At 63.7% G+C, this 14,301-nt stretch carries 14 protein-coding genes; 6 read left to right on the top strand and 8 right to left on the bottom strand.

What is annotated here, in order from left to right:
- The first annotated feature begins 30 nt into the window (after positions 1-30).
- From trxA to NKT35_RS23805, 4 genes are all read left to right on the top strand, one after another.
- On the top strand, positions 31-357 hold the full coding sequence (gene trxA, locus NKT35_RS23820) for a thioredoxin TrxA (RefSeq protein WP_254301431.1): 327 nt from the start codon (positions 31-33) through the stop codon (positions 355-357).
- Positions 358-481: 124 nt separating this feature from the next.
- The gene (gene rho / locus NKT35_RS23815; RefSeq protein WP_254297742.1) at positions 482-1,738 is read left to right on the top strand and encodes a transcription termination factor Rho; all 1,257 of its coding nucleotides are present in this window, start codon (positions 482-484) and stop codon (positions 1,736-1,738) included.
- Positions 1,739-1,801: 63 nt separating this feature from the next.
- Positions 1,802-2,449 carry a trimeric intracellular cation channel family protein gene (locus NKT35_RS23810; RefSeq protein ID WP_254297741.1) on the top strand — a complete coding sequence of 216 codons (648 nt, stop codon included), beginning with the start codon at positions 1,802-1,804 and terminating at the stop codon, positions 2,447-2,449.
- A gap of 4 nt (positions 2,450-2,453) precedes the next feature.
- On the top strand, positions 2,454-3,071 hold the full coding sequence (locus NKT35_RS23805; protein WP_254297740.1) for a CoA pyrophosphatase: 618 nt from the start codon (positions 2,454-2,456) through the stop codon (positions 3,069-3,071).
- On the opposite strand, the gene NKT35_RS23800 is transcribed toward NKT35_RS23805, so the two are convergent.
- Positions 3,056-4,936, bottom strand: a complete 1,881-nt coding sequence (locus NKT35_RS23800; RefSeq protein ID WP_254297739.1) for a sensor domain-containing diguanylate cyclase — start codon at positions 4,934-4,936, stop codon at positions 3,056-3,058. The genes NKT35_RS23805 and NKT35_RS23800 overlap by 16 nt on opposite strands.
- A gap of 81 nt (positions 4,937-5,017) precedes the next feature.
- Positions 5,018-5,860, bottom strand: coding sequence for a carboxylating nicotinate-nucleotide diphosphorylase (gene nadC, locus NKT35_RS23795; protein WP_254297738.1), 843 nt, complete (start codon positions 5,858-5,860; stop codon positions 5,018-5,020).
- Between the two features lie 132 nt (positions 5,861-5,992).
- Between nadC and NKT35_RS23790 the strand changes: the two genes are divergently transcribed.
- Positions 5,993-6,670 (top strand): energy-coupling factor ABC transporter permease, encoded by a 678-nt coding sequence (locus NKT35_RS23790; protein ID WP_254297737.1) that lies wholly within the window; start codon positions 5,993-5,995, stop codon positions 6,668-6,670.
- Positions 6,671-6,698: 28 nt separating this feature from the next.
- Positions 6,699-7,082 (top strand): MAPEG family protein, encoded by a 384-nt coding sequence (locus tag NKT35_RS23785; protein WP_254297736.1) that lies wholly within the window; start codon positions 6,699-6,701, stop codon positions 7,080-7,082.
- 28 nt (positions 7,083-7,110) lie between these two features.
- Here NKT35_RS23785 and NKT35_RS23780 read toward each other — a convergent pair whose 3' ends face one another.
- From NKT35_RS23780 to NKT35_RS23755, 6 genes are all read right to left on the bottom strand, one after another.
- Positions 7,111-7,719 (bottom strand): HAD family hydrolase, encoded by a 609-nt coding sequence (locus tag NKT35_RS23780; protein ID WP_254297735.1) that lies wholly within the window; start codon positions 7,717-7,719, stop codon positions 7,111-7,113.
- 42 nt (positions 7,720-7,761) lie between these two features.
- Positions 7,762-8,787, bottom strand: coding sequence for a UDP-N-acetylmuramate dehydrogenase (murB, locus tag NKT35_RS23775; RefSeq protein ID WP_254297734.1), 1,026 nt, complete (start codon positions 8,785-8,787; stop codon positions 7,762-7,764).
- On the bottom strand, positions 8,784-10,181 hold the full coding sequence (locus NKT35_RS23770; protein ID WP_254297733.1) for an MATE family efflux transporter: 1,398 nt from the start codon (positions 10,179-10,181) through the stop codon (positions 8,784-8,786). The genes murB and NKT35_RS23770 overlap by 4 nt, the downstream gene beginning before the upstream one ends.
- Positions 10,182-10,255: 74 nt before the next feature.
- Positions 10,256-10,555 (bottom strand): hypothetical protein, encoded by a 300-nt coding sequence (locus NKT35_RS23765; RefSeq protein ID WP_254297732.1) that lies wholly within the window; start codon positions 10,553-10,555, stop codon positions 10,256-10,258.
- Positions 10,556-10,873: 318 nt separating this feature from the next.
- The gene (kdpE, locus tag NKT35_RS23760; protein ID WP_254297731.1) at positions 10,874-11,587 is read right to left on the bottom strand and encodes a two-component system response regulator KdpE; all 714 of its coding nucleotides are present in this window, start codon (positions 11,585-11,587) and stop codon (positions 10,874-10,876) included.
- 21 nt (positions 11,588-11,608) lie between these two features.
- On the bottom strand, positions 11,609-14,296 hold the full coding sequence (locus NKT35_RS23755) for a DUF4118 domain-containing protein (protein ID WP_254297730.1): 2,688 nt from the start codon (positions 14,294-14,296) through the stop codon (positions 11,609-11,611).
- Between the last annotated feature and the right edge of the window lie 5 nt (positions 14,297-14,301).

Here is a 14,301-nt window from a genome sequence, read left to right as displayed (position 1 = left end):
TTAAGCATGAACACAATTGATGAGGAAGCCATGAGCGATCTGATCCACCACGTAAGCGATGATTCTTTCGAACAAGACGTGCTGAAGGCCGATGTGCCGGTGCTGGTAGACTACTGGGCAGAATGGTGCGGCCCGTGCAAGATGATCGCGCCGATTCTGGACGAAGTGGCCGCGCAATACGAAGGCAAGCTGAAAGTGGCCAAGCTGAACATCGATCAGAACGAGCAGACGCCGCCGAAGTTCGGCATCCGCGGCATCCCGACGCTGATGATCTTCAAGGACGGCCAAGTGGCCGCCACCAAGGTAGGCGCGCTGTCCAAGAGCCAGCTGACCGCCTTCATTGACAGCAACATCTAAAGCGTCTATTCTCCACGCACAACCTTCAAGACGGGTGGCATAAACAAGCGCCGCCCGTTTCGTTTACACTCCACCCCCCCAACGGCGTTCCGCCGAATATGACCGAGTCGACCTCACGACCGCTATGCACTTATCTGATCTCAAACATCTACATGTTTCCGAACTCGTGGAAATGGCAATTTCCAACGAGATTGACGGGGCCAACCGACTGCGCAAGCAGGATCTGATCTTCGCGCTTCTGAAAAACCAGGCCAAGAAGGGCGAAAGCATCTTCGGCGAAGGCACGCTGGAAGTGCTGCCGGACGGTTTCGGTTTCCTGCGCAGCCCGGATACCTCGTATCTGGCCGGGCCGGACGACATTTATGTCAGCCCCTCGCAGATTCGCCGCTTCAACCTTCATACCGGCGATTCCATCGAGGGCGAGATCCGTACCCCGAAGGACGGCGAGCGCTACTTCGCCTTGGTCAAGGTGGACAAGGTAAACGGCGAGGCGCCGGAAAGCGCCAAGCACAAGATTCTGTTTGAAAACCTCACCCCGCTTTTCCCAACCGAGCAGTTCAAGCTGGAGCGCGACATCCGCGCCGAAGAGAACATCACCGGCCGCATCATCGACCTGATCGCGCCGATCGGCCGCGGCCAGCGCGCGCTGTTGGTGGCGCCGCCGAAGTCCGGTAAAACGGTGATGCTGCAGCATATCGCCCACGCCATCACCGCCAACCACCCGGATGCGGTGCTGATCGTGCTGCTGATCGACGAGCGTCCGGAAGAAGTGACGGAAATGCAGCGTTCGGTGCGCGGCGAAGTGGTGTCCTCCACCTTCGACGAGCCGGCCACCCGCCACGTGCAGGTCGCCGAAATGGTGATCGAGAAGGCCAAGCGCCTGGTCGAGCACAAGAAGGACGTAGTGATCCTGCTGGATTCCATCACGCGTCTGGCCCGCGCCTACAACACCGTGGTGCCGGCTTCCGGCAAGGTGCTGACCGGCGGCGTGGACGCCAACGCGCTGCAACGCCCGAAGCGCTTCTTCGGCGCCGCGCGCAATGTGGAAGAGGGCGGCAGCCTGACCATCGTCGCCACCGCGCTGATCGACACCGGCAGCCGCATGGACGACGTGATCTACGAAGAATTCAAGGGCACCGGCAACTGCGAAATCCATCTGGATCGCAAGATGGCTGAAAAGCGCATCTTCCCGGCCCTGAACATCAATCGCTCCGGCACCCGCCGCGAAGAGCTGCTGATCCCGCAGGACCAGCTGCAACGCATCTGGGTGCTGCGCAAGCTCTTGTACCCGATGGACGATCTGGAAGCGATGGAATTCCTGCAGGACAAGATCAAGGCCACCAAGTCGAACCAGGCTTTCTTCGACTCGATGCGCCGCTAAGCGGTTTTCATCCGCATCATGCCAGACCATGCCGGTCTGGCATTTTTTTTGGTACATTGAGGCATGGACCTGTCCGCCCGTTTTTTCCAGATGGAATGGTTTTCCGCGATCGGCACCGCCGCCTTCGCCATTTCCGGCTATCTGGTCGGCATCCGCAAGCATCTCGACTTGCTGGGCATTTGCATCGTGGCGCTGGTGACGGCGATAGGCGGCGGCATCATCCGCGATGTCTTGGTGGGGCGGGTGCCGCTGGTGTTCCACAGCTACGCGAACTTGCTCATCATCGCGGCGACGCTGCTGGCGGCCTGGGCGCTGGGGCTGCACAAGCGCAAGAGCCGGACATTGGAGCGCTTGTTCGTGCTGGCGGATTCGCTGGGCTTGGTGGCGTTCAGCCTGGCCGGCGCGCAAGTCGGACTGGTGTTCGATCTGAACGTTTTCGGCGTGGTGTCGCTGGGTTTCATCACCGCGGTAGGCGGCGGCGTGGTGCGGGATATGATGGTCAATGAGTTGCCTTATATTCTGCATCGGGACTTTTATGGCACGGTGGCGATCCTGGTCGCGGCCGGCCTGTGGCTGTGCGACAGCCTGGAGTGGGTGGGGCTGTGGTCGCTGCAATTGCTGTTCTGGCTCGGGCTGGCTCTGCGTTTGCTGGCACATCGCAATGAGATGACCTTGCCCAAGATAGGCCGGAGCGGACAGCATCAAGGATAACGATATGAGGTGGACGGAGACGAACGAGGCCGCCGAGCGGATCGCCAGGCGGCTGCGCAGCTATGACTTTACCGGCAAGGTGGCGGATTTGCCTGCGCGGCCGGTGACGGCCGATTTGCGCCGCGCCGCGGTGTTGATGCCGCTGGTTTGGCATGAAGACGGGCCGACGGTGCTGTTCACGCGCCGCACCGAGCATTTGTCCAGCCATCCCGGCCAGGTGAGCTTTCCCGGCGGCAAGGTGGAGGCGGGCGATGCCTCGCCGGTCGATACCGCCTTGCGCGAGACGCGCGAGGAGATCGGCCTGGATGCGTCCTGTGTGCGCGTACTGGGCCATCTGCCCGAATACGCGATTTTGACCGGTTACGTGGTGACCCCTGTGGTGGGGCTGCTGACGCCGCCGCTAGCGCTGGCGCCGGCGGAGGATGAGGTGGCGGAGATCTTCGAGGCGCCGCTGTCCCTGCTGCTCGACAAATCGGTTTACCAGGGGCACGACTACGTCCGCGACGGCGTGGCCGGCCGCTACCTGTCCCTGCCGTGGGGGCGGCACACCATTTGGGGCGCCACCGCGGCGATGTTGTGGATGCTGGCTGATGCCTTGGCTGGAGATCAGGGATTGTCCTGATCGCAAAGAATGATGTTGCGCCCCGCCAGCTTGGCTTGATACAGCAGCTTGTCGGCGCGGGCGATCATCTGCGCCGGCGTGTCGCCGGGGCGCCAGTCGGTCAGGCCGGCGCTGAAAGTGATGTGCTGTTCGACGAAGGGGAAGGTGGTGTGGCTCAAGGCCATCTGCATCCGCTGCATCACCTTGTTGGCGTCGCGCAGGCGGGTGTAGGGGAAGATCACCAGGAACTCCTCGCCGCCGACCCGGGCGTTGATGTCGGTGGTGCGGGTGCTGTCGCGCAAGGCGTTGGCTACCGCCACCAGCACGTCGTCGCCGGCCTGGTGGCCGTGCTGGTCGTTGAATTTCTTGAAGTAGTCGATATCGAACACCGCGATGGACATGGTCTGGCCGTAGCGTTCGCAGCGGTTGATCTCGTCGCGCAGCACCATATCGGCGTGGCGGCGGTTGTATAGCCGGGTCAGGGGGTCGGTGACCGCCATTTCGGCCAATTGCAGATTGCTTTCATGCAACTGCTGCTCCAGCTGTTTGCGTCCTGAAATGTCATACAGCGCGATCAAGGCGGAGGGCGATGCCCCGCCCTGCAGCGAATGCAGCGAGGCGATGGCCCACAGCTTGCTTTGATCCTCCAGCGTCAGCTCGACTTCCTGCTGCATCACTTCTTTGTTTTCCTGCAGCCATTGCTCCACCGGCTGCAGTTTCAAGGGCAGATTCAACTCCTGGCTGGCGTTTTCCTGGCTGTCGCGCGGCGGCAGCCTGAGCAGTTCCCGCGCCGGCGCGTTGGCGTGGCGGATGCGGCGGGTGCGCGGGTTGACCAGCAGCAGCGCCAGCGGCGCGATATCCAGAATGCCGCGGGCCTGCTCCTCGCTTTCGCGGATGCGCTCGTTGCCGCGCAGCAGCTGCTGATGCTGGCGCAGATTCGAGAGGTGCTTGCGCAGGGCCAGCAGGGTGAGGGCGGCGACGAACAGCCAGCCCGGAATGGCCAGCCAGGCTTTGTCGCGCACGTAGCGGGTGAAGTCCTGCCGGGAAATGCCCACCGCGACCTCGAAAGGATAGTTGCCGGTGCGGCGTATGCTGTACAGCCGCATCGAGCCGTCAAAACTGGACGGCGCGCTGAACAGCATTTGGTTGGCGTCGTGATTGTCCACGATATGGGGTTGCAGAGGGCGATAGCTCTGTGGATCCAGTTGGTTGCTGCTGCTGATCTTGGGCCAGCGCGCCACAATCAATTGGCGCTGGTCCAGCACCAGAATTTCGCCGTGTTCGCCTACCGTCAGACGGCTGACTTCGTCCTGAAAGAAGTCATGGTTGATCAGGCCGGTGGACATGCCGATCAGATTGCCCTGCTCGTCATGCAGTTTGTTGGCCAGCACGATGCCGCCTTCGGCGGGGCTATGCATGACCGCGGTGTAATTGCTGTCCTGCTCGTCCATGCGATGCAGCCAGCGACAGAATTCGTTGTGATGGGCATGCAGCGGATTGGCGCGGTTGCTGCTGAATACGGTCTGGCAGGCGGTATCCACGATCTCGATCTGGCTCAGATACGGCGCCAGCTGCAGCTGCTTTGCCAGCTTCTGTCCCAGGTTTTGTTGCAGGTCGGCGTTGAGATTGCCATTGCGCAACAGCTTCTGCACTTCGGGAATCTGGTTGCTGCCCTGCAGGATCAGCCCGGCTTCGTGGATGCCGGAGCTGAGGCGCTCGGCCAGCAATTGGCTTAGGCCGCTGGCCTGATGTCCGGCTTCATTCTCGACCTGCCGGTAGCTGATGACCAGGTCCAGCGCCACCAGTCCCAGCGTGACCAGCAGGAACAGGCCTGCTCCCCATTTGGCATGGCGGGCGGAACGCGCGGCGGATCGTTTGTGCGTCATCTCCATATCGGATGGGGAAGGCCTGTGGCGTGGTGGTGGATGCACTCAGTATGACACCTAAGTTCGAGGCTGCGTAGCCGCCTACCAGGCAAAGCGCATCGACAAGTCGACGGCGCGGATGTCCTTGGTCAGTTTGCCCACCGAGATGCGGTCCACTCCGGTGGCGGCGATGGCGCGAACGGTATCCATGTCGATGCCGCCGGAGGCTTCCAGTTCGGCGCGGCCGGCGGTCAGCTCCACGGCGGCGCGCATCTGCTCCGTCGACATATTATCCAGCAGCACCAGCTTGGCGCCGCTGCGCAGCGCTTCTTCCAGCTGAGCCAGCGTTTCGACTTCGATTTGCAAGGTCACGCCGTGCGGCAGGTCTTGCAGCGCCTGCCGCATCGCCTGGGCCACGCCGCCGGCGGCCATGATATGGTTTTCCTTGATCAGGATGCCGTCGTAAAGGCCGACGCGCTGATTGTCGCCGCCGCCGACGGTGACGGCGTATTTCTGCGCCAGCCTGAGGCCGGGAAGCGTCTTGCGCGTATCGAGGATGCGGGCGCGATGGCCGGCGGCGGCGTCGACATAGCGGCGGGTTTCGCTGGCTACGGCGGACAGCAGCTGCAGGAAGTTGAGGCCGGTGCGTTCGGCCGTCAGCAGCGCGCGGGCCGGGCCGTGGATGCGGCACAGCTCTTGTCCGGCGGCGACGCGCTCGCCTTCCTTGACCTGCCATTCCACCTGGCAGCGCGCGTCCACCTGGCGGAAGCTTTCCTCAAACCAGGCCTGGCCGCAGATGACCGCTTCTTCGCGCGCGATGACGCGGGCGGAGCCGAGTTTGTCCTCCGCGATCAGGCGGGCGGTCCAATCGCAGGCGCCGATGTCTTCGGCCAGCGCCTGGCTGACTTGCTGAGCGATCAGGTGAAAAGCGGGCAAGCGGGGCATGAGTGTCTCCATCCAAAACCATATTGTAACGGCAGGGCAAAAAAAACGCGCCCCCCGGATGCGTTTGGGCAGAGAAGAATCGCCGCCGCTCTGATATTCTTCGGGCTCATCCCTTGAAATTGCTATGTCATCATGGATCTGTCGGTTTCGCAGTTTCCAGCTTGGCTGCTGTGGCTGGCCAATGCCTGCGCCGCGGCGTGCCTGCTTTTCTGTTTGTGCAAGGTGAAATGGCGCGAGCAGTCCGTCTCGGCGCTGAATGCCTGGATGGGCGCTTGCGTGCTGGATCTGGCGCTATGGCTGCTGCGGGCGGGCTTGCAGCCCGGCCTGTCGTTTCATCTATTGGGCGGCGCTTTGTTCGTCTTGATGATGGGGCCCTGGCTGGCCCTGCCGGCATTGGCGCTGGTGCAAATCGCGCTGGCGCTGGGCGGGCATGCTCAATGGCTGTCTTTGGGCGTCAACTGGCTGTTGAGCGCCCTGCCTGCCGTCTGCGTGGCCAGCGTGGCGCTGCGCTTGGCTCAGCGCTATCTGCCCAGGCATTTCTTCATCTATATCTTCGTCAACGGCTTCCTCGCCGGCGGGGCCAGTCTGTTCGCCGCGGCGGTTTGCGGCATGCTGGCGCTGGGCGCGGCCGGGGATTATGAATGGGATGCGCTGTTGGAGCAGGCGGTGCCCTATTATTTCTTGCTGTCATGGTCGGAAGCGTTTCTGACCGGCCTGCTATTGGCGGTGCTGACGGTTTACCGGCCGCAATGGGTGGCCACCTTCGACGATGCCAGTTATCTGGGAGATAAGCCGGACAGCGGTCGTTGAGCTTGTTTTCGATCAGGGAGGAGCGGCAATGCCTTTTGTGATGTGGAGCGTATTGCTGGCGGCGTTATTGCCGCTGGTCTGGGCGGGCGTGGCCAAGGCGGGCGCGCCTTACGATAATCGCAAGCCGCGGGAGACGGCTGCCGGCGCGACAGGTTTCCGCCAGCGCGCCGGATGGGCGCAGCAGAATGCCTGGGAAGCCTTGCCTACTTACCTTGCCGGCGTGACGGTGGCTTGGTTGATGAAGGTGCCTGTCGCCGAAATGAATGCGGTCGCCGCCGTATTCGTGGCGGCGCGCATTATCCATGGCCTGCTTTATGTGGCCGACCAAGCCTCGCTGCGTTCTTTGGCCTGGTTGATCGGCCTGCTGTCGGTGCTCTACCTGTTCTTGCGGGCCGGCGGGGTGCTAGGCTGAGGCGGGGACTTGTCCCCGCCTTGGCTGATCACAGCCAGCCTTGCCGGCGCAGCGTGGCTTGCAGCTGCTCGAAGCCTATGGTGTGGAAGGCTTGCCAGCCCCGTTCCCGGGCGGCGTCCACGCATTCGATGTTGTCGTCGAAAAAGGCGATTTGATTGCCTGGCAGATTCAGCGCCTGTTCAACGTGGCGGTAGATGGCCGCGTCCGGTTTGCGCAAGCGCAGCAGGTGTGAGGCGAACAGCGCGTCGAAACGCTGCAGCAAGTCGAACTCGCGCTCGATCTTGCCCCAGTGCAGCGCGTTGTTGTTGCTTAGCGCGGCTAGGCGGAAGCGGCCTTTCAGCGCCGCCAGCAGCTCGGGCGCGCCTGGATAGGCGCCGGCCAGCCAGTTTTCCAGTTGATCGCGCATGGCTTCGGCCGGAATGTCCAATTGCAGCGCGTCGCTCATCGCCGCGGCGAATGCCAGCGGCTCGCATTCGCCTTGGTCCAGGCGGGCGACCCAGGGGCTATGAATCCAGAACTCCCTGGCCGCTTCGCGATCCAGTTTGCCGCCTGACAGCCGGATCAGCGGATCGATGCCGTTCCAGTCCGCCAGCACGCCGCCCAAATCGAATACCAATGCTGCTGGTTTGCTGCTCATGTTTTCTCCCGAATGCGATTGCGTCGATGACGATAAGACGGCTTACAGAATCAGCGGTTCCGGCTCCAGCTCCACGCCGAAGCGCGCGGCCACGGTTTCCCTGACCTTGCGCGATAGCGCGTGCAGTTGTTCGCCGCTGGCCTGGCCATGGTTCACCAGCACCAAGGCCTGCTTGTCGTGCACGCCGGCATCGCCGTCGCGGTAGCCCTTCAGCCCGCATTGATCGATCAGCCAGCCCGCCGCCAGTTTGACCTGGCCGTCCGCGGCCGGATAGTGCGGCAGCGCGGGGTGTCGCGCCAGCAGCGCCGCGGCTTGATCGGCGGAAATCACCGGGTTCTTGAAGAAACTGCCGGCGTTGCCCAATACCGCCGGGTCCGGCAGCTTGCTTTGACGGATGGCGATCACGGCCTGGGCGATATCCAGCGGCGTCGGCTCGGCCACGCCCATGGTTTCCAGCTGGCGGGCGATGTCGCCGTAGCCGGTGCGCAACTGCGCCTGGCGCGAGAGGCGGAAGCGCACCGCCGTCACCAGCAGCTTGCCCGCGGCTTCATGTTTGAACACGCTGTCGCGGTAGCCGAAGCGACAGTCGGCATTGGACAGAATGGTCTGGGCGCCGCCGGCGGACAGATCGGCGCAGACCACTTCATGCAGCCTGTCCTTCACCTCTACGCCGTAAGCACCGATGTTCTGCACCGGGCTCGCGCCGACGGTGCCGGGAATCAGGCTGAGGTTTTCCAGGCCGCACCAGCCTTGGCTCAGCGCGTATTGGACGAAGCCATGCCAGTTTTCGCCGGCGGCGGCTTCGACGATGACGTCGCCGCCAGCCTCGCTCAGCAGCCGGATGCCCTCGAGGCTGACCAGAATCACCAGGCCGGGGTAGTCGCGGGTCAGCAGCAGATTGCTGCCGCCGCCCAGCCACAGCACCGGCCCTTGTCGGTAGAGCGGGTGGGCGAGCAGGGCGGGCAGGTCGGACAGGTCTTCCAGGCGGCAGAAATGCGCGGCGCGCGCGGACAGGCCAAAAGTATTGTAGGGGCGCAGGTCCTGATCTGCGGCAAACGTCAAACTCATAGCAGAATTCCTTGGTCGCGGCGCAAGCGGCGGCGGCTGGCGCGAGCCAGATAAAAAGTCAGCAACAGGCCGGCCACGGTGAGGCTGATCACCAGCGCGGTCCAGAAGCCGTAAATCCCCATCCGCGGCACGATACAGTCGGTCAGGCCCAGCAGGATGCCCAGGCCCAAGCCTACCACCCAGAACGAGGTGATGTGGATCAGCATTGGAATGGTGGTCAGCTTATAGCCGCGCAGCGCGCCGGAGGCGATGGTTTGCGCGGCATCGGTCAACTGGTAGACGGCGGCGAACAGCAGCAGCGTGGTGCCCATGGCGATCACGCGCGGGTCGGTGCTGTACATCCACATGATGGGTTCGCGCAGCAGCAGCACCAGGATCATCGCCGCGCCGGCCATGCACAGCCCCATCATCATGCCGACGCCGGAAATGAAGCACGCGGCTTTGTAATCGCCCGCGCCGGCATGGTGGCCGACGCGCACCGACAGCGCGGTGGCCACGCTCTGCGGCAGCATGTAGATCAGGCTGGAGAAGTTCAGCACCGACTGGTGGGTGGCGACGACGACGGTGCCGAGTTCGGCGATGAGCAGCGCGATGAAGGAAAACAGGCTGACTTCGACGAAGAAGGACAAGCCTATGGGCAGGCCCAGCTTCATGAAGGCGGCGAAGCGCCGCCAGTCGGGCCGGGTCAGGCCGGCGAGGATGCGGCTGTCGGCGAATTTCTTATGCCAGCTCACATAGGCCAGCAAGGCCAGGCAATTGAAGCAGAAGGCGAAGCCGGTGGCCCAGCCGCAGCCGGCGCCGCCCATCTTCGGGAAACCGTACAGGCCGTGGATCAGGATGTAGTTGAGCGGAATGTTCAGTCCCAGCGCGATCAGGCTCACCACCATGATGGCCTTGGGATGGCCCAGGCTAGAGGCGTAGGCGTGCAAGGCGCGGTGGGCCATTGCCGCCGGCATGCCGATGGCGGCGCCGGTGATGAACAGCATCACCTTGTCCACCACCTGCGGCGGCATGTGCAGCCAGTGGCGCAGCGCCGGTTCCAGCGCCAGCATCAGCGCGCCGCCCAGCGTGCCCAGAAGCAGGCCGAACCACAGGCCCTGGCCGGCATCGCGGCTGAAGCCGCGCTTGTCGCCGGCGCCCAGATGGTGCGAAAGAATGGGATTGAGCGCGGCGACCACGCCCATCAGCGTCACGTAAACGGTGATGAATACGCTGGCGCCCAGCGAAACGGCGGCCAGGTCGTCGGTGCCGACGCGGCCGGCCATCACGGTGTCGACGAAGCCGGTGGCCACCTGGGCGATTTGCGCCACCATCATCGGCAGGGCCAGGTGGGCGATCTGGCGCGCTTCGCGCACTATTTCGGCGCGCGACGCGCGATTGAGTTCGAACAGCATGCGGTCCTGCGGATTTGGGGCGTAAAAATGCGATTATAGCCGCGATGACCGCATACTGTCTGCGCGAAGACCCTTCAGAAACGAACGGGCGGATCGCGTCTTAAGTCGCAGCTGATGATCAGCGAGTCGCCGAAGCGGCTGTTGATGGCCAGCGCGTCGATCAGGCTGATGTCGCTGACGGTGAGTTGTTCGGCGCCACGGTCGATCACATAGCCCTGGGCCAGGGCGAAATCGGCGAGGTCATCCAGGGCGGCGGCATCGCCGGACGGCAGTGTTGTGGCGCTCAGGCTGCCACAGAGGGGGCGAGGTCTTCCCACGGCATCAAAAATCGCAAAAGAGAAATCGGTATAGCTGTCTTGCAGGCAGTCGTACATGTTGGCTCTCCCAGTTCGGTCGCGTTTTGCGCGCCGGACCCAGATACGCCGGCGACGCTTTAGCAGCATTTGTTGGGCGCCCTGCAAGTTGTCATTAACTCGGCGCCTGCTCCGGATGGAGCGAGCCAATTTGTCGCGGCTTGCGGGAGAGCGATGCCGGCCAGCCATGAAAAAACCCGCTGGCCATTTAAGCGCAAGCGGGTCAGTCCGTATACGCTTTAGCTGGCATTTGTATCGCGCCCGCAAGCTGTGTCAAATCGGCGCATGAGCACTAGATTATGCCGCTGGCAGTGGCCTGTCAAGCCCGCCGCGGCGGATTCAGACGGCCGCGTTGGGCGCGTTTTCCACCAGGCGGTAGCCGACGCCGGTTTCGGTGACGATATGGCGCGGCATGGCCGGGTTGTCTTCCAGCTTCTGGCGCAGGTGGCCCATATAGACGCGCAGATACTGGTTGTGTTCGGAGAAGGAGGGGCCCCAGACGGCGAGCAGCAGCTCGCGGTGGGTGATCACCTTGCCGGCGTTGCGGATCAGCGTGGACAGCAGCCGGTATTCGATGGGCGTCAGATGCACCGGCGCTTCGCCCTTGTGCACCAGGCGGTTGACCAAGTCGATCTTGATGTCGCCGAACTGGAAATTCTGTTGCGGCGCGGCGCTGCCCTGGATGCGGCGGCGCAGCAACACGCGGATGCGCGCCAGGCATTCGGCCACGCCGAAGGGCTTGGTCAGGTAGTCGTCGGCGCCGGCGTCCAGCGCCGCCACTTTTTCCGTTTCCTGGGTGCGGGCTGACAGCACCAGGATGGGGATGTCGGTCCATTCGCGCAGGCCCTTGATCACGTCTATGCCGTTCATGTCCGGCAGGCCCAGGTCCAGGATGACCATGTCCGGCTTGCGGGTCGCCACTTCGATTTGGCCCTGGCGGCCGGTTTCCGCCTCGTAGACGGTCATGTTTTCTTCTTCCAGCGCCGAGGACAGAAAGCGCCGGATCGGTTTTTCATCTTCGATGATGACTAGGCAGATAGGTGCGTCGCTCATGGTGTTTTCGCTTTTCTGGTTTTACTCGTCCTCCGGCGGCAAGGCCGGGGGCGTGCCGGCGGGCAGGGTGAAGGTGAAGCGGGCGCCGTGAGGCTTGATATTGCTGGCTTCTATGCTGCCGCCGTGGTTTTCTATGATGGCGCGGCAGATCGCCAGCCCCAGCCCGACGCCGGGCGTGGTGGATTCGGGCGTGCCGCGCGAGAATTTGTCGAAGGCCTTTTGCTCCATATTGGCGGGCAGGCCGGGGCCGTCGTCGCTGACGCTGACCGTGACCTTGCCGCCGTGGTGCTGCGCCGATAGTTCGATATGCGAGCCCGCGGGCGTGTATTTGCCGGCGTTTTCCAGCAGGTTGACCAGCACGCGCTCGATCAGCACCGCGTCGTATTCCAGCATCGGCAGATCGTGGCGCAGCTTCAGCTCCAGATGATGATGGCGCAGGCTGCGCTCGCAGGCGCGCACCGCGCTGCCCACCACCTCGTCCAGCAACTGCCATTCCTTGTTCAGCTTGATGCCGGATTGCAGCTTGGCCATGTCCAAGAGATTGGTCACCAGCTTGTTCATCCGCATCGCCTCGTCCTGGATGGACAGCGAGATGTCGGCCTGCTGCTCCGGCGGCAGATTGGGCGAGTTCAACATATTGGCCAAGCCCAGCATGGTGGTCAGCGGCGTGCGCAGATCATGCGACACCACCGACAGCACGCTGTTGCGCAGCCGCTCCGACTCCATCGCCACGATGGCGTCCTGCGCCACTTCCACATAATGCACCCGCTCCAGCGCCAGCGCGATTTGCGCGGCGCAGGTTTCCAGCATGCGTTGCTGTTCCGGCAGGAAGGCGTGGATGGTTTCCTCCGGCAGCAGGGCGATGACGCCGCGGGTGCGCATAGGCGCGCGCAGCGGCACATACAAGGCGGCGTTGGAGGGCAGGGTGTTGGTGCCGAGGCCGGCCGGCTGCAGATTGTCGAACACCCATTGCGCCACGCCGGTGTCGGCGGCGCTGCCGTAGTCGGTCGCCGCGCGCAATTGGTCTTCGCTATTGGGAATGAACAGCATCACCTTGGCGCGGAACAGCGGCTCCAGCCGGCCGACGGCGGTTTCGATGATTTGCGAGGCGGTCAGCGCGCTGGCCAGTTCGCGGCCCAGATCGTACAGCGCGCGGGTGCGCCGTTCTCGATAGGTGGCGATGGTGGCCTCGAAGCGGAAGCGCGCGGTCAACTGGCTGATCACCAGGGCCACCACCAGCATCACGATGAAGGTGAGCAGGTATTGAGTGTCCGATACCGCGAACGACAGCTGCGGCGGCACGAAAAAGAAATCGAAGGCCGCGACGGATAGGAAGGACGCCAGCACGCCGGGGCCGCGGCCATAGCGGGTGGCGATCAATACCACCGCCAACAGGTGCACCATGATGACGTTGGACAGCGCGAAGTAGGGCACCAGCTGATGGTTCAGCGCGGTGGTGGCGAAGCAGATGGCGGCGGCGGCCAGATAGCCGCGGTTGGTTTTGCCGTCGTCGTCGTCGCTGAACAGCAGGCTGTGCACGCGTTTGCCGCGCTTGTCGCTGTCTTCCTCCAGATCATGGGCGACGACGTAAACGTCCACATCGCCGGATTGGCGGGTCAACTCGTTGACCAGCGAGCCCTGCCACAGCCGCGCCAGCGCGCTGCGGGCGGACTTGCCCACCACCAGCTTGGAGACATTGCGGGTGCGGGCATAGGCCAGCAGGGTAGTGGCCAGCTCGGTGCCGCCCAGCACTGTGGTTTCGGCGCCCAGCTCCTGCGCCAGCTTCAGGCCCTTGAGAATGCGGGCGCGCTGCTCTTCCGGCAGCCGCTGCAAATGCGGCGTCTCCACATAGACGGCGATCCAGTCGGCGTCGAGGTTGGCGGCCAGCCGCTTGGTGCTGCGGATCAGTTTTTCCGTGCCCGGTCCCGGCCCGACGCAGACCAGCAGCCGCTCGCGGGCATGCCAGACCGGGGTGATGGATTGGTCGGCGCGGTAGGCGCGCATCTGCGCGTCCACCCGGTCGGCGGTGCGCCGCAGCGCCAGTTCGCGCAAGGCCAGCAGATTGCCCTTGCGGAAGAAGTTCTTGACCGCTCGCTCGGCCTGGTGGGGCAGGTAAACCTTGCCGGCGGCGAGGCGGGACAGCAGCTCGTCCGGCGGCAAATCCACCAGCGAGACTTCGTCGGCCATGTCGAACACATGGTCGGGCAGCGTTTCCCTGACGATGATGCCGGTGATCTGGCCGACAACATCGTTAAGGCTCTCAAGGTGCTGCACATTGAGAGTGGTGTAGACGTCGATGCCGGCGGCGAGCAGCTCCTCCACGTCTTGCCAGCGCTTGGGGTGGCGCGAGCCGGGCACGTTGGAATGGGCGAACTCGTCCATCAGGATCAACTGGGGTTTGAGCGCCAGGGCCTTGTCGATGTCGAACTCCGACAGCGAGCGGCCCTTGTACTCGATCTGGCTGGGCGGGAGGATCTCCAGCCCGTCCAGTTGCGCGGCGGTTTCCTTGCGGCCGTGGGTTTCCACCACGCCGATCAGCACCTCGATCCCTTCTTGCTGCTTGGTCCTCGCCGCCGCCAGCATGGCGTAGGTCTTGCCTACGCCGGCGCAGGCGCCGAAGAAGATTTTCAGCCGGCCGCGCTGAGCGTCCAGCTCTTCTCGTTTCAGCTCGTCCAGCAGGGCATCCGGGTCGGGGCGCAGATCGGTCATGAGGG

This window comes from Chromobacterium sp. IIBBL 290-4 (genome assembly GCF_024207115.1).
GTDB lineage: Bacteria > Pseudomonadota > Gammaproteobacteria > Burkholderiales > Chromobacteriaceae > Chromobacterium.
This window is presented reverse-complemented; position numbering and strand designations above follow the sequence as displayed.

What these genes read in the sequence shown, in the direction of transcription:
- trxA (WP_254301431.1), top strand. Translation starts at nt 31, where the DNA reads ATGAGCGATCTGATCCACCACGTAAGCGATGATTCTTTCGAACAAGAC.
- rho (WP_254297742.1), top strand. Translation starts at nt 482, where the DNA reads ATGCACTTATCTGATCTCAAACATCTACATGTTTCCGAACTCGTGGAA.
- NKT35_RS23810 (WP_254297741.1), top strand. Translation starts at nt 1,802, where the DNA reads ATGGACCTGTCCGCCCGTTTTTTCCAGATGGAATGGTTTTCCGCGATC.
- NKT35_RS23805 (WP_254297740.1), top strand. Translation starts at nt 2,454, where the DNA reads ATGAGGTGGACGGAGACGAACGAGGCCGCCGAGCGGATCGCCAGGCGG.
- NKT35_RS23800 (WP_254297739.1), bottom strand. Translation starts at nt 4,936, where the DNA reads ATGACGCACAAACGATCCGCCGCGCGTTCCGCCCGCCATGCCAAATGG.
- nadC (WP_254297738.1), bottom strand. Translation starts at nt 5,860, where the DNA reads ATGCCCCGCTTGCCCGCTTTTCACCTGATCGCTCAGCAAGTCAGCCAG.
- NKT35_RS23790 (WP_254297737.1), top strand. Translation starts at nt 5,993, where the DNA reads ATGGATCTGTCGGTTTCGCAGTTTCCAGCTTGGCTGCTGTGGCTGGCC.
- NKT35_RS23785 (WP_254297736.1), top strand. Translation starts at nt 6,699, where the DNA reads ATGCCTTTTGTGATGTGGAGCGTATTGCTGGCGGCGTTATTGCCGCTG.
- NKT35_RS23780 (WP_254297735.1), bottom strand. Translation starts at nt 7,719, where the DNA reads ATGAGCAGCAAACCAGCAGCATTGGTATTCGATTTGGGCGGCGTGCTG.
- murB (WP_254297734.1), bottom strand. Translation starts at nt 8,787, where the DNA reads ATGAGTTTGACGTTTGCCGCAGATCAGGACCTGCGCCCCTACAATACT.
- NKT35_RS23770 (WP_254297733.1), bottom strand. Translation starts at nt 10,181, where the DNA reads ATGCTGTTCGAACTCAATCGCGCGTCGCGCGCCGAAATAGTGCGCGAA.
- NKT35_RS23765 (WP_254297732.1), bottom strand. Translation starts at nt 10,555, where the DNA reads ATGTACGACTGCCTGCAAGACAGCTATACCGATTTCTCTTTTGCGATT.
- kdpE (WP_254297731.1), bottom strand. Translation starts at nt 11,587, where the DNA reads ATGAGCGACGCACCTATCTGCCTAGTCATCATCGAAGATGAAAAACCG.
- NKT35_RS23755 (WP_254297730.1), bottom strand. Translation starts at nt 14,296, where the DNA reads ATGACCGATCTGCGCCCCGACCCGGATGCCCTGCTGGACGAGCTGAAA.